Origin of the sequence: Paenibacillus sp. Mc5Re-14 (assembly GCF_001049835.1) — a bacterium.
Classification (GTDB): Bacteria; Bacillota; Bacilli; order Paenibacillales; family Paenibacillaceae; genus Paenibacillus; species Paenibacillus polymyxa_C.
Genome location: NZ_CVPD01000001.1, coordinates 2,326,822 through 2,341,045, shown reverse-complemented (window position 1 = coordinate 2,341,045; position 14,224 = coordinate 2,326,822). Strand labels below are relative to the sequence as shown.

General features: G+C 47.8%; 11 protein-coding genes. 7 read left to right on the top strand and 4 right to left on the bottom strand.

All coding sequences use genetic code 11. The annotated features are described in order from the left end of the window. Positions 1-116 precede the first annotated feature (116 nt). Positions 117-1,856, bottom strand: coding sequence for an ABC transporter ATP-binding protein (locus tag BN1546_RS10690; protein WP_090737448.1), 1,740 nt, complete (start codon positions 1,854-1,856; stop codon positions 117-119). Further along, complete coding sequence (locus BN1546_RS10685; protein ID WP_090737446.1) at positions 1,853-3,604, bottom strand: ABC transporter ATP-binding protein; 1,752 nt, start codon at positions 3,602-3,604, stop codon at positions 1,853-1,855. The genes BN1546_RS10690 and BN1546_RS10685 overlap by 4 nt, the downstream gene beginning before the upstream one ends. Positions 3,605-3,754: 150 nt before the next feature. Here BN1546_RS10685 and BN1546_RS10680 point away from each other — a divergent pair, with 150 nt between their 5' ends. From BN1546_RS10680 to argS, 3 genes are all read left to right on the top strand, one after another. Beyond that, complete coding sequence (locus BN1546_RS10680) at positions 3,755-4,645, top strand: LysR family transcriptional regulator (protein ID WP_090737444.1); 891 nt, start codon at positions 3,755-3,757, stop codon at positions 4,643-4,645. 94 nt (positions 4,646-4,739) lie between these two features. Further along, complete coding sequence (locus BN1546_RS10675) at positions 4,740-5,180, top strand: YwiB family protein (RefSeq protein WP_013368761.1); 441 nt, start codon at positions 4,740-4,742, stop codon at positions 5,178-5,180. Further along, entirely contained in the window at positions 5,177-6,856 is a 1,680-nt protein-coding gene (gene argS / locus BN1546_RS10670; RefSeq protein ID WP_090737442.1) for an arginine--tRNA ligase, read from the top strand. The genes BN1546_RS10675 and argS overlap by 4 nt, the downstream gene beginning before the upstream one ends. Positions 6,857-6,986: 130 nt before the next feature. On the opposite strand, the gene BN1546_RS10665 is transcribed toward argS, so the two are convergent. Both BN1546_RS10665 and BN1546_RS10660 read right to left on the bottom strand, forming a co-directional pair. Further along, on the bottom strand, positions 6,987-7,847 hold the full coding sequence (locus BN1546_RS10665; RefSeq protein WP_058831457.1) for a hypothetical protein: 861 nt from the start codon (positions 7,845-7,847) through the stop codon (positions 6,987-6,989). Positions 7,848-7,988: 141 nt separating this feature from the next. Continuing rightward, positions 7,989-8,867, bottom strand: coding sequence for a LysR family transcriptional regulator (locus BN1546_RS10660; protein WP_058711745.1), 879 nt, complete (start codon positions 8,865-8,867; stop codon positions 7,989-7,991). 201 nt (positions 8,868-9,068) lie between these two features. Between BN1546_RS10660 and BN1546_RS10655 the strand changes: the two genes are divergently transcribed. Genes BN1546_RS10655 through BN1546_RS10640 form a run of 4 tightly spaced genes read left to right on the top strand, consistent with a single transcriptional unit; the run spans position 9,069 to position 14,217 of the window. Beyond that, a complete protein-coding gene (locus tag BN1546_RS10655; RefSeq protein WP_090737441.1) occupies positions 9,069-10,067 on the top strand; it encodes an ABC transporter ATP-binding protein in 999 nt (332 codons plus the stop codon). Between the two features lie 19 nt (positions 10,068-10,086). Next, a complete protein-coding gene (locus tag BN1546_RS10650; RefSeq protein ID WP_090737439.1) occupies positions 10,087-11,160 on the top strand; it encodes an ABC transporter substrate-binding protein in 1,074 nt (357 codons plus the stop codon). Positions 11,161-11,164: 4 nt separating this feature from the next. Next, positions 11,165-12,835 carry an ABC transporter permease gene (locus BN1546_RS10645; RefSeq protein ID WP_090737437.1) on the top strand — a complete coding sequence of 557 codons (1,671 nt, stop codon included), beginning with the start codon at positions 11,165-11,167 and terminating at the stop codon, positions 12,833-12,835. Then, positions 12,832-14,217 (top strand): MBL fold metallo-hydrolase, encoded by a 1,386-nt coding sequence (locus BN1546_RS10640; protein ID WP_090737435.1) that lies wholly within the window; start codon positions 12,832-12,834, stop codon positions 14,215-14,217. Before BN1546_RS10645 ends, BN1546_RS10640 begins: the two co-directional genes overlap by 4 nt. Positions 14,218-14,224 lie beyond the last annotated feature (7 nt).

Sequence of the window (14,224 nt, the reverse complement as noted above, 5' to 3'; positions counted from 1 at the left end):
TTATATAATATAAGGTGGGATTTATCAAAGAAAAATAAAAAAGCCAATTGCTTAAAAAGCAATTGGCTTTTTTAAGACGTTGAGCTTATTGATGTGACCGTATCTGCTCAGCCTTTTTAAGCCGTAGTGAACTGGCTGTTATAGAGCGAGGCATAGTGGCCACCGCTTGCGAGTAGTCCTTCATGAGTACCACTTTCGACGACATCGCCGTTTTTCATGTATAGAATCAGATCTGCTTCGCGGATGGTTGATAGCCTGTGGGCGATGACAAAGCTGGTGCGTCCGTCGATCATTTTCATAAAAGCCTTTTGGATCCGGGCTTCTGTAAGGGTGTCTATACTGCTGGTAGCTTCATCCAGAATGAGCATAGGTGGATCGACGAGGATCACCCTTGCGATAGTGAGCAGCTGCCTTTGCCCTTGGGACAGGCTATCGCCCGATCCACTGATGACCGTATCGTAACCATGAGGCAGGCGCTTGATAAAGCTATGCGCATTGGCAGCTGTCGCAGCCGCAATGACTTCTTCGTCCGTGGCCTCTGGCTTTCCGTAAGCGATATTGTCCCGGATCGTTCCGCTGAACAGCCATGTATCTTGAAGCACCATACCAAAGTTAGTACGTAGGCTGTCCCGGCTCATATCGTTTATATTCACTCCGTCGATGGAGATCGAACCGCTGTCCACATCGTAAAAGCGCATGAGCAGGTTAACGAGTGTTGTTTTGCCTGCTCCGGTCTGTCCGACAATAGCTACGCGAGTGCCTGGCTTGACCTCCAAACTAAAGTTCGTAATGAGTGTTCGTTCCGGATTATAGGAAAATTTCACATGTTCAAACAGAATTGTACCTTTACTGCGCTCCGGCTGCACGGCGTTCGACTTTTCCGGTTGCTCCGGAGGTGAATCCAAAATAGCAAATATACGCTGAGCAGAAGCTGTAGCGGCCTGAAACTGAGTCAGCACACCTGTAATTTCATTAAAGGGCTTGGCGAACAAATTGGTGTAAATGAGAAAACTCGATAAACCGCCTACCGAAATCCCGCCCAAAATGATCGAAATACAGCCAATCATAGCGGTGACGGAGAAAGTCATGTTGTTGACCAATCGAGTGGAAGGGTTGGACAAAGATCCATAAAACTGCGATTTCACTCCGGCTTGATATAATTGTTCGTTTCTGGCGGAAAATTCCTCAAGCGAGCGGTTTTCATAGTGAAAGGCAGTAACTACCCGCTGTCCGCCGATCATTTCCTCCACATAACCGTTCAAGCTTCCCAAAATTTTGGCCTGTTCACGGAACATGCGTTGCGATTTTGTAGTAATAAACCGTGCAACGACATATGTGATTGGGGCAGACACCAATACCACCAACGTCATCACTGGGCTGATATACAGCATAAGTACAATCGAACCAATAATGGTAATCAACCCGGTGATCAAGGTGGAAAAGCCCTGCAATAATCCATCCGATACGGCATCCATATCGTTCACAAAACGGCTAATGCTATCTCCTTGCGGATGATTGTCATGAAAGCTTAACGGAAGGATATTAAAATGATCGAATAACTCGCGCCGCATATCATTTACAGTCTGAAAAGCAATGCGGTTCGTCAAATATGTGAGCAACCAGCTAAATAGACTGCCTACAACATATACAACGCCTAGTCCATATAGAATCTGTGCGATACCTCTAAAGTCTACCGCTCCCTGATTTACCATATGGTCGATAGCCCGGCCAATCATATAGGGTCCGACCAGACTGGCAAGCACGCTGAGAATCGCACTGATGATGACCCAAAATGTTGTTGTTTTATATTGACCGACATAGGTTAACAATCTTCTCCAGGTTTCCTTGCCACTCATTGGTCCACCTCCTGCGTTGAGAGCTGAGAGCGATTAATTTCCTGATATACCTCCGAGCTGCTCATCAACTGATCATGTGTGCCGATTCCGACAATCCGGCCTTCATCAAATACAATGATTTTATCGGCATGCTGTACACTGCTTACTCGTTGCGAGACCAGCAGGACAGTCATGCGGGTGCTATTTTCCCGTAGCGATTTCCGGAGGGCGGCGTCAGTTGCAAAATCAAGTGCGCTTGAGGAATCGTCCAAAATCAGAATTTCCGGATTGCCTACAATAGCTCTGGCAATGGTAAGTCGCTGCTTCTGGCCGCCTGATAGATTAAGTCCTCCTCGGGTGATCGGGGCATCGAATTTTTTCGGCAAGTTGGAAATAAACTCATCCGCTTGCGCGATGGCTGCGGCCCGGGCGACCTCCTCATCGGTGGCATGTTCATGTCCCCAACGGATATTATCCGCTATCGTCCCAGTGAACAGCAGTGCTTTCTGTGGAACAATCCCGATTTTCTGCCGCAATTGCTCCAGCTTATAATGCCGTACGTCGATGCCATCGACCTGTACACAACCTTCTACTGCATCATAGAAGCGGGGAATCAGATTCACGAAGGTAGATTTTCCCGAGCCTGTTCCTCCTATGATTCCAACCGTTTCACCGGGATAAATGTCTACAACTACATCGCTAAGTGCCAGTTGTCCTGTCTTATTGTAGCCAAAGGAGACATGATCAAAGGAGATAGCTGGTACAGAGCCGGTCTTACTCGTTCTTTCCTGGTCTAATGATACAGGATTGGCAGTATCGGAAATCGAAGCTTCGGTGTCCAGAACCTCCTGAATTCTCGCTGCTGAAGTGGCCGCCTTGGTGAACAGAATAATGAGATTCGTCACCACAATCAGGGCCAGTAAAATCTGCGTAATGTAATTAATAAATGCAATAATCTCTCCTTGTGTAAGAGATCCATATTGGATATGGATACCGCCGATCCACAGAATGGCGATAATAGCTCCGTTGACCACCAGTAAGGTGGCTGGGCTAAGTAGAGCAGAAATCCGGCCGACACGAATAGCGGTTTGGGTGAGATCATCTGAGGCGGCATTGAACTTTACTCGTTCAGCTCCTCTTTTGGCAAATGCACGTATAACCCGTACACCTGTGAGATTCTCGCTTAGCACCAGAGCGATTTTATCGAGCTTTTTCTGGTATAGCCGGTACAGCGGAGAAGCCTTCGTAATGACCACATACAGGATCAAAGCCAGAACGGGTGTAGCCGCCAACAGCACCAAAGCAAGGCGGAAGTCCAGAATCATGGACATGATGATCGCTCCGATACAAATAAAAGGAGCACGAATAACCAGACGAATCAACATCGCTACAGCCGTTTGCAGCTGATTGACATCATTCGTAATTCGGTTGATGAGAGAGGGCGTACCAAATTTATCAAGATCTGCATAAGAAAACGATGAAATATGCTTAAACATAGTATTGCGCAGTGTGGTTCCGAATCCTTGGGAAGCACGGGCTGCGTAAAACTGACACACGAGAGAACTGCCAAAGCCCAGTATAGTCATGAGCAACATCAAAAGACCCATTTGCCAAACATAATGGGTGTCTCCCTTACCGACGCCATGATTAATCATTAAAGCCACCATAGTAGGCAGCAACAATTCCAGAATGGCCTCAATTAGTTTAAACAGAGGCCCAAGAATCGTTTCCTTTTTATAAGGTTTCAAAAAAACAGCAAATTTCAGCAAATAAACCATCACCTAACCTAAATATTGTATAAACTTTCCTATTATAATTGCATATCTGAATATGATTATGGCATATCCCCAACCATATGAATAATATTTAATATATATTAGAGATATAGGTTTTACATATATCAGGACCGGAGGTTCATGATGGAATTGAGACATCTCAAGTATTTTTTAGCGATTGCAGATGCTGGACAGATTACAGCGGCAGCCAAAAAACTGCAAATCGCACAGCCTCCCTTAAGTCAACAGCTTATGCAGCTGGAGGAAGAGCTTGGTGTAAAGCTTGTGCATCGAGGCTCACGAAGCATTCAATTGACAGAGGCCGGAATCATTTTACGGAACAGGGCCAAGCAGATTTTGGAGCTGACGGATGCTACGACAAGGGAAATAAACGATTTTGCCATGGGGATGAAGGGGACGCTCACCATTGGGACGGTTTCTTCCTCTGGGGCGACCCTAATGAAAGACAGGCTTTCCGAATTTCATAAAACCTATGCGGGTGTAAAATTTGAAATACATGAGGGGAATACCTTCAGGATTCTCGATCTTTTGAACAAAGGAATTGTAGAGGTCGGTATCGTCAGAACCCCTTTTAATACCGCCGGTTTAGGGTGTAGATATGCGTCCACTGAGCCGATGATAGCAGTGATGACGGAAGAATATGATTGGAATCCCGAAAAGAAGACCATTTCATTGGCTGAGTTGAAGAACAGACCACTCATTATATATCGCCGTTTTGAGCAATTGATTCACGATACCTGTATGAAGCATGGCTTTGAGCCCAATATCTTTTGCAAAAATGACGATGCCCGCACTACGCTTCATTGGGCCAATGAAGGGCTGGGTATTGGCATGATTTCGCGCTCCGCTTTATCTTTAGGCAGCAATAATCATTTAATCGCTAAGGAAATTAGTTGTGAAGAATTGCACACTCGTGTGGCGGCTGTCTGGTTGAAGGATAAATACATGTCTTCATTGGCTTCCCGGTTCATTGAAAGTTTTAGCCAGGCATCCAGTGCTGCTGACCTACAGTAGTTGAATTTTTTAAGTGTGAAAGCATCTTTTTGTAAAAACTCATTTGAATTGCAATCGGGAACTGGATATAGTAGTACAGTAGGATAGCGATAGAATGGAGTTTGAACACATGCCACACAATGCAAAGGTTCGAATCCGTCTTCATAGTCATCATGACGGAGAAGATGTGGTACAGGAGCTTCCTGGAGAAGCAATCGTTCGCGGGAAGCATCTATATATAAGGTACGAAGAGCCGCAAGAGAGTCCTGAGGGCGGTACGACACGGAACACAGTCAAGATCGGACCAGATGAGCTAAAGCTGATTCGTCACGGTGAGGTACAATCGGAGCAGTCGTTCGCGCTGGGACGCAGGTTGCCTGGATTTTACCGCTCGCCTTATTTAAACCTGAACATGTCTGCGCATACGCAGAAGCTCGATATTCGGATGGATGGATTCACCGGACATGTGAGCTGGACCTATGATCTGTACGTATTTGAGGATTTCTCGGGGCATTTTGCCATTAGTTTGCATATACAGGAGGAGCAACAATCATGACAAGCAATCCACTGGAACTTATTAATCAAAAGGTGACCTCAGCAATCGAGGCAGCGGTGCTGGCTACCGGAATCGTGAGCCGTGAAGAGCTGCCGACGATTACGCTGGAGGTGCCTAAGGACAAGTCACATGGTGACTTAGCTACCAACGTAGCAATGCAGCTCACTCGCATTGCGAAGAAGAATCCGCGTCAAATCGCTGAAGATTTGATCGCAAATATGGACTTAGCTTCCGCTTCTATTGAAAGTGCAGAAATCGCCGGACCGGGCTTTATTAACTTTCGCCTGAACAAGAGCTACCTCTATGCAGTGATTGGACAAGTACAGGAGCAAGGAGCAGATTACGGACGTGTACAGGTAGGTGCAGGCAAAAAGGTACAGATCGAATTTGTCAGTGCCAATCCGACGGGGAGTCTTCACTTGGGTCATGCACGTGGTGCAGCCGTAGGGGATGCGCTCTGTAACGTGCTTGATTTTGCAGGATATCAAGTCACTCGTGAATATTACATTAATGATGCGGGGAACCAGATTTACAATATGAGCCGTTCCATTGAAGCGCGTTATTTGCAGGAGCTGGGACAGCCTGCAGAGATGCCGGAGGACGGATACCATGGTGAGGACATCATCGGGTTTGCGAAGGAACTGGTGGCTGAGAAGGGCGATTCTCTGTTGTCCATGGAACCGGGAGATCGTGCCGCTTATTTCCGTGAATACGGTTTGGAAAAGGAACTGAATAAGATCAAGCGTGATCTGGAGCGGTTCCGTGTACCTTTTGATTCCTGGTTTAGTGAAACATCACTGTATGATAACGGTGAAGTGCTTAAAGCGCTGAATGAGCTGCGTGACCGTGAGGAAATTTATGATAAGGACGGAGCTACTTGGCTGAACACGACCAAGTATGGCGACGATAAAGACCGTGTATTGATCAAAAATGACGGCACTTATACGTACCTGACTCCGGATATCGCCTATCACCGCGACAAATATGCTCGTGGGTATGACACGATCATCAACATCTGGGGAGCGGATCACCACGGCTATATTCCACGAATGAAAGCGGCAATGGAAGCACTGGGCAATGACCCGGATAAGCTTAAAGTACTGATTGCCCAAATGGTCAGCTTGTTCCAAAACGGGGAAAAAGTAAAAATGTCCAAGCGTACTGGCAAGGCCGTAACGATGGAGGATCTGATGGAAGAAGTGGGCGTAGACGCGATCCGTTACTTCTTCACCATGCGTAGTATGGACTCACATCTGGATTTTGATATGGATTTGGCGATTTCCACTTCCAATGAGAATCCGGTATTCTACGTGCAATATGCACACGCACGTGCATGCAGCGTATATCGTCAAGCCGAAGAGCAGGGTATTGCTGTACTGCCATTGGCAGAAGTTGACTTGTCGAAGCTGACGGCTGAGCATGAATACGATCTGTTACGCAAAATTGGCGAGTTGCCAGAGGAAGTATCGGTGGCAGCTGCAAACTTTGCGCCGCATCGCATGATTCGCTATGTCTACGAGCTGGCATCCATGTTCCACAGCTACTATAAGGCAGAGCGTGTCATCACGGAGGATGCCGCTCAAACGCAAGCTCGCTTGGCCTTGTTTGGCGCGGTCCGCACGACCATTGCTAATGTACTGAAGCTGGTGGGTGTGTCTGCACCGGAACGTATGTAAGTAAAAAACTGCAACATAATGACCCTGTAGTCATATGTATATTAGTAAAAAGGAACCGTTCGTGCTGCCCTCTATAGGGAGGCCCGTTCGGTTCCTTTTTTAGGTTTGAGTACTTTTTAGGTTCGAGTGCTTAATAGCGTTCCAGTACCAGATTCGTTTTCAGAGAATCGGCAGGAATCAGCCATCCTTTGGATTGTAGCAGGTTAATCAGCTTGGCACGGTTGCTTGCGGCAGTATTGTAATCCGAAGTTTTGAAGGAGATTTCGATGATATTGTCGGTACCCGATCCGTTTGCGCTACGAATAGGCCATACTTCAAGGTCAGTATCCAAGCCCTGAAAGCTGCCCTCATATTTGCTGACCTGTACAGGACCGCGTACTCTGGAGTTTGCCAAGGTATGTTTGCCCCAGTTGCTGCTTTTCCAGTTTTGCAGCTTGCCCGGAAGATTGTCCTGTAATTGTTTTAACGCCTGATCCGGGGAAGGCAGAGCTAATCCTTTGGAGGCGTTTGTTTTCTTGTCATTGGAAAAGCTTAATGTCTGCTTGCTGTATCCCCAATCCACCTCAGCCTCATAATTATCATCAGAGGCACTGAAACCTTCTTTATTCGCTTGGGTGAGTGCTGCATCGATATTCCCGTTTGTGATCGCATAGCGCTTTTTGTAGGTTAACTCATAGTTTTTTTTATCCTCTTTTTTGCGAAATCTAACGTTCCAGCCCTCGTCATTCAATTGCAAGGAGTCTGTATCAAAAAACTCGACGCTTAATCGTTGCGCATCTTCGCTAATTCCGAACTCATTTACGATGCCGCTTTTTAAAGAGCCATCCGCATTGAGGACCTGAGCTGTATCCAGCAGCAGCTTAACCTCATAGCTTGGCGTGGCATTGGCAGCCGCTTGTACGGGCTCTGCACCTTTCCATCCTGTTGCGAGCAGTACTGCACTCAGAGTTACTACTGACATGAATTTAGTGATACGCAGGCTTGTTTTCATTTTATCCTCTCCTGTTCGTCCGAATAGGTTACACGCTTCACTTTACGGGTATTTTGTCAGTCGTATGTCAAGACAAGAGGGTACTCCGGTTAAAAAATGCCATAATTTTTATATGACAGCTAAGATTTAATCTTGGTTCCATCATAAATATTCAGTGAATCTGTGGATCAGCGCAGAGCGATGACGATCTCTGTTGCTGACCATATAAATGTGCCTTTCAACAGGCTGTCCCGGAATAGGCCTTACAACCAGTAAACCCCGTTCAACCTCTGATTGAACAGCAATACGAGAGACAAAGGAGATGTGTTCTCCCAGCATAACCGCCTGCTTGATGGCCTCCAGTGAATCCAATTCCAGATAGGATGGAAGCCGGCGCCTCCCGCGCTCTAGCCATTTGTCAGTCGCGTGGCGTGTGCTGGAATCCTTTCCATGCAATACAAAAGAGGAAGAAGCGATACGCTCGGATGTCAAATCGGTTTCGCTAGCGAGCGGATGAGTGGGTGAGCAGATGAGCACCAGTTCATCTTCCCCCAAGGATTCTGAGAGCAGCGTGGGGGATTGAAACGGCTCTGCCGAAATAATGCCAAGGTCAATTTCGTGGCGAGCAAGCATGTCCTTGATCACGGGCGCTGTTTTCACGGATAAGGCGATGTGAATGCCCGGATGCTCGCGGGCAAACCGATGCAGCACGGCAGGAAGCAGATAGGTAGCAGGTACATAGCTTGCGCCAATACGTATGCTGCCTCGTTGGAGTGTATCGAACTCACGGACAACCCGCTCGGCCTCAGCCGCAAGTGCATTAATCTTGGTGGCATAGTGCAGTAGGGCATTTCCGGCATCCGTCAGGATGATTTTGCCCATACGTGTGTCAAACAGCTTTACTCCGAATTCACGTTCCAGATTTTTCATATGAAAAGTAACAGTAGGTTGCTTTAGGCCGAGAAGCTCGGCTACGGTGGTAATTTTATGGTGCTTGTTCAGCAGCTCTACAATATGTAACTTTAGAAGACTTAAGTTCACTTAGAATGCCTCGCTTTCAGTTTGATCGAACAATCATGCTTATTCTTTGGGCAGCAGCATCAATCGCCTCTATATAGATTAAATCTATGAGTGTTAACACAATTCATTGAAATAATTAATTTTGTTTTAACTTTCCAATAACACAGGTTGCGAATTCAAGTTTTACACTGGGGTCAGTCATAAGAACAGGCAGGTAATGTGATGAATCAGGATCTATATATTCGCGGAGTAAGTAAAACCTTCAGCCAAACCACCGCGTTGCATGAGACGAATCTAGTCGTACGACAGGGTAAATTCACCACATTGCTCGGACCGTCCGGCTGTGGGAAGACGACGCTCTTGCGCTTGATTGCTGGTCTGGAGACACCGGATATCGGCACAATCACGATGGGAGAGGAAATTCTCTTTTCAGCTGAACGCAAAAAGGATGTTCCCACACATCTCCGCCACTTTGGTATGGTCTTTCAAGATTTCGCGCTGTGGCCGCATATGACGGTGTTTGAAAATGTGGCCTTCGGCTTGCGAGCGAGCAAACGGGGGAAAAGGGCTGTTAACGCTCAAGGCAAGGAACTGCGGGCAGTGGTGCTGGAGGCGCTCGATAAGGTGAGGTTGTCAGGGCTGGAGGATCGTTACCCTCATCAACTATCCGGTGGTCAGCAGCAGCGGGTTGCTTTTGCAAGAGCAGTTGCTATCCGGCCTCGACTGGTTTTGTTCGACGAGCCGCTTAGTGCACTGGATGCCGTACTACGGGAGGAGATGCGCATTGAGATGATATCGCTTGTGCGCGATTTGGGGCTAACCGCCCTATACGTCACCCATGATCAGATCGAGGCCATGTCCATGTCTGATGAAGTGGTCGTTATGAAAAGTGGACATATTTTGCAGACCGGAACACCAGAGGTGATCTATAGTCGTCCAGCTCATTCAGAGGTGGCAAGGTTTATCGGCAAATCCAACTGGATCGAGTTGGAACGGACACTTTTTCGGCCTGAACATGTCCGTTGGGAACAGGAGCAAGCGGATCAGCACACTTTTACAGTAGAGATCCTGCATGTCAGCTATGTTGGCGACCGCTATGAAATCCGTCTATTAGCCGAAAACGGTGAGCAATGGACTGCGTATCACTCCACCCGCTTGCCCATAGGCGAACAAATGCATATTTGGGTATCACCGCAATACATCCACCAACTTGAAACATAGGGAAAAGGGGTTATATAAGATGATGAATAGGCGTGTTTTTCGTACAGGATGGAAAAAAGGGGCTATGCTTGCTTTAACATTGACTTTTGGACTGGCTGTGGCAGGCTGCGGAACGGCTACGACATCGAAGAATGGGGCACAAGCAGATGGAACAGCAAAACCAGCGGGAGCAGCGGCGTCCACCGATCAGAAGCTGGTTGTTTACAGCGCAGGCCCGGATGGACTGGCGAAAAAGCTGGTAGCGGGGTATGAGGCGCAGAGTGGAGTTAAGGTAGAGTTATTCCAGGGAACGACAGGTAAGATTTTAGCCCGCATGGAAGCGGAGAAAACGAATCCGGTAGCGGACGTGGTTGTGCTAGCATCACTTCCGTCTGTGCAAGGCTTGAAAAAGGAAGGACTCACGCTCCCCTATCCAGATGCCAAAAATGCGGAAAAGCTAAACCCAGACTGGTCCGATAAGGAGGGCAACTATTTTAGCACCAGTGCTTCTGCTCTAGGTATTGCATATAACACAAAGTTAGTGAAGACACCACCTACTTCATGGTGCGATTTAGCGAAGCCTGAGTACAAGGATCAGGTTAACATCCCCGACCCATCGCTGTCCGGCTCAGCGTTGGATTTTATGACAGGCTATCTGAGCGCCAAGGGCGATGGAGGCTGGACGTTGTTTGAGCAGTACAAGGCAAACGGTGTGGCCATGGCCGGTGCCAATCAGGAAGCGCTAGATCCAGTGATTACGGGGGCTAAAGGTGTAGTCGTCGCTGCGGTCGATTATATGACCTACAAGGCTAAAGCCAAAGGCGAGCCGATTGACATCGTCTATCCGACAGAGGGAACGGTTATTAGTCCGCGTCCTGCCGCAATCCTCAAGTCCACACAGCATGAACAAAATGCCAAAGCGTTCATTGACTATCTGTTGTCGGACGAGGCACAAAAACTAGTAGCAGATGCTTCCCTACTCCCTGGACGCACGGATATCAAAGCTGACAAGCGTGCCAACCTGGATGAGATCCCATTGCTGAAAACCAATTGGGAATGGATGGGTGAGCACGGATCAGACGTGACGGAAAAGTTCACGCAAAAGTTCAAATAAGCCGATGGGAGGTTTGTCTGTTAAACACATCAGGGGATGGTCCCTGATACTTGCTCTGATCGCGCTTCTTTTCCTAATTTTGCTGCCATTGCTGCAAATCTTCATCCAAAGTGTGTATGTTGAAGGGAAATTTCAATGGGCAGCGCCTTTTCGAACGTTAGCTGCTTCTCAATTTGCAGGAGTGCTATTCAGCTCAATTTGGCTAGGCATCTGCGTAATTGCAGGAACGACTGCCCTTGCACTTCCGCTAGCCTGGATCATGTCCAACACCCGACTTGCACACTGGCGCTGGTTGGATGTCGTGCTGCTGATTCCGTTTATGACTCCGCCCTATATCGGGTCCATGGGATGGATTCTGTTTATGCAAAAAAACGGGTATCTGGAACAGTTGTTCCCGGACCTGCATTTCTTAACGGCTTCCTTTTTCAGCCTTGGTGGCATGGTGATGATCATGAGCCTGCATCTGTTTCCATTCTTGTACCTGCTGCTGCGCGGGGCGCTGGTGAGGATTGGCGGGAGTCTGGAAGAGGCAGGTGCGGTCATGGGCGGGGGATTTCTGTACAGGTTCCGTCGAATCATTTTACCGTTGCTGTTATCGGCATACGGAATGGGTGCGCTGCTCATTTTCGTTAAAACGATTGCTGAGTTTGGCACACCCGCTACCTTTGGGCGCCGTATCGGGTATGAGGTCATGACTTCTGAAATTCACAAATATATTTCCAGCTGGCCCATTGATTTTGGCAAAGCAACATCAATGGCTTCGGTGTTGTTAACGGCCTGCCTGCTTATGTGGTATGTGCAATCGGTGATCAATCGAAAGTTCACATACAGGCTGGTAGGGGGTAAAGGTTCGCGACCTTCTCGTCTTCGTGTATCCAGCTGGACTACAGCACTGAGTGTCGCATTCATCCTATTGCTGCTCATCGCAGCTATTGGTATCCCTTACTTTTCAATTATCGCGGCCTCCTCCATGAAGCTGCGGGGAATCGGACTGGCATGGAACAATCTTACACTCGACTATTACAAGGAACTGCTGTCGTGGGGCTCAGAAAGCATGGAAGCGCTACTGAACAGTGTATTTCTCTCTTTGGGTGCATCGACGATTGCTGTGGTGCTGGGGACCTGGTTTGCGCTGGTTATCGGTGGCTCACGCACGAAAATTCAACAGACAGTTGATGCATTCAGCTTGCTTCCGAATACAGTGCCGGGAATTGTTATGGTGGTGGGTCTGATTTTGTGGTGGAACTCGCCGTGGATGCCGATTCCGTTGTATAACACATACGGCATGGTCATTCTGACGTATGTTATTTTGTTTGTCCCTTATACGGTTCAGTATGTCAAAAGCGCTTTTACACAGGTGGATCATACTCTTTTTCAGGCGGGACAGGTATTTGGTGGGCGACCGTCTTACATATTCCGCCGGATTGTATTGCCGCTAATTGCACCGGGGATGCTCGCTGGTTGGATGATGACCTTTACCATTGCTTCACGGGAGCTGGTAGGATCATTGCTGATTTTACCGCCGTCCGTCCAGACGTCTGCAACCTATATATTTGCCCAGTTTGAGCAGGGACAGGTGTCGCTTGGCATGGCGATGGCTGTTATATCGGTTGGGTTGACCACACTGCTACTAATCTTAATGGAAAGCTTAAACTCGCGAAGAAAGTGGAAATGATGATGACCAAGCTTAGGATTTGGGGCGGAGCAGGCGAACATGGCCGCTCCTGTTATGTTTTTGAAGGAAAGCAGCATCGTATCATGCTGGATTGTGGCGTAAAAAAGGAAGGAATCGGGCAATATCCGATTTTTCCGCCACAGAAGGTGAAGGAGCTAACTACTGTTTTGCTGTCTCATGCACATGAGGATCATTCCATGGCGCTCCCCTTACTGTACAAGTACGGATACCGGGGAGAGGTCTGGACGACCAAGGCCACCGCTGAGCAGCTGGGCTCCTATTTTCGCTCCTGGCAGACTTATGTTGAATCGAGAGGTGGTGAATTGCCTTACAGTGAACAGGATATCCAATCCATTACCTATCGCTATCTAGAAGACGAAGCGCCTTCAGGAGTGTGGTGTAAAGCTTGTCCGGGTGTGAGAATGATGTGGGGACGCAGTGGACATTTGGCTGGTGCAGTGTGGTATATCATAGAAATGGAAGGGAAGCGGTTGTTCTTTTCTGGAGACTATAGCCGTGAGTCTGAGTTGCTTGCTGCCGATGCACCGGACTTGTGTATGGGGGAGGGGATAGATGACCTTCCTGAATGCAAGCCACAGTCCTATCTAGTGGACATATCTATCATGGACAATGCCTATGGCATGGATATAGACCCGCAGCCTGTTAAGCTGGAGCGGCTGAGGGTCGAGATGGAGCAGATATTACGGTCTGGCGGTCATGTGTTGTTGCCAGTGCCTGCCTTTGGCAGAGGACAGGAGTTGATCGTATGGGCCAGTGAGCAATTCCCTGAACAAGCAATAATTGTAGAGCCTGACCTGTGGCACGGATTGAAACAGTTAAATCGCTGGAGAGAGTGGCTACGGCCGGGAGCTTCCACGCGAATAAAACATGTGTTAAATAGTGACAGGGTGTTCGTGCCTCGTGATGCTGCGGAACGAATAAGTCTGCTAGAACGGAACACGGCCACTATTATTGTAACAAGGGATGGCATGATGGATTCCCCGCAGGCACGTTGGTATTATCAATATCTGTCGGATAACCGCCATATGCTGAATGATATGGACAGCGGAGAAAACATTAGGAACAGTGTGATATTGACCGGTCATGCTTCCAATGGTTCTTTTGGAAAGCATCTGTTAGAACGTGCGGACTCCAATGACATCTGTATAGCTCAGCATTTGACTTACAAGGTGCATCAGGGATTATCGGATGTGAGGCAAATGTTGAAGGATCTGCCTAGCAAACAGGCTGTACTCGTTCATGCACCAAAACCGCAGACCGACCTTGTACGTGATGTGTTGATAAGAGAAGAAAATAATGCACATGGAGGTCCTGCCAGAGAAGTTCATTCTGTGGAGCCAGGTTCAACGATAGAGGTTTAGTATCATC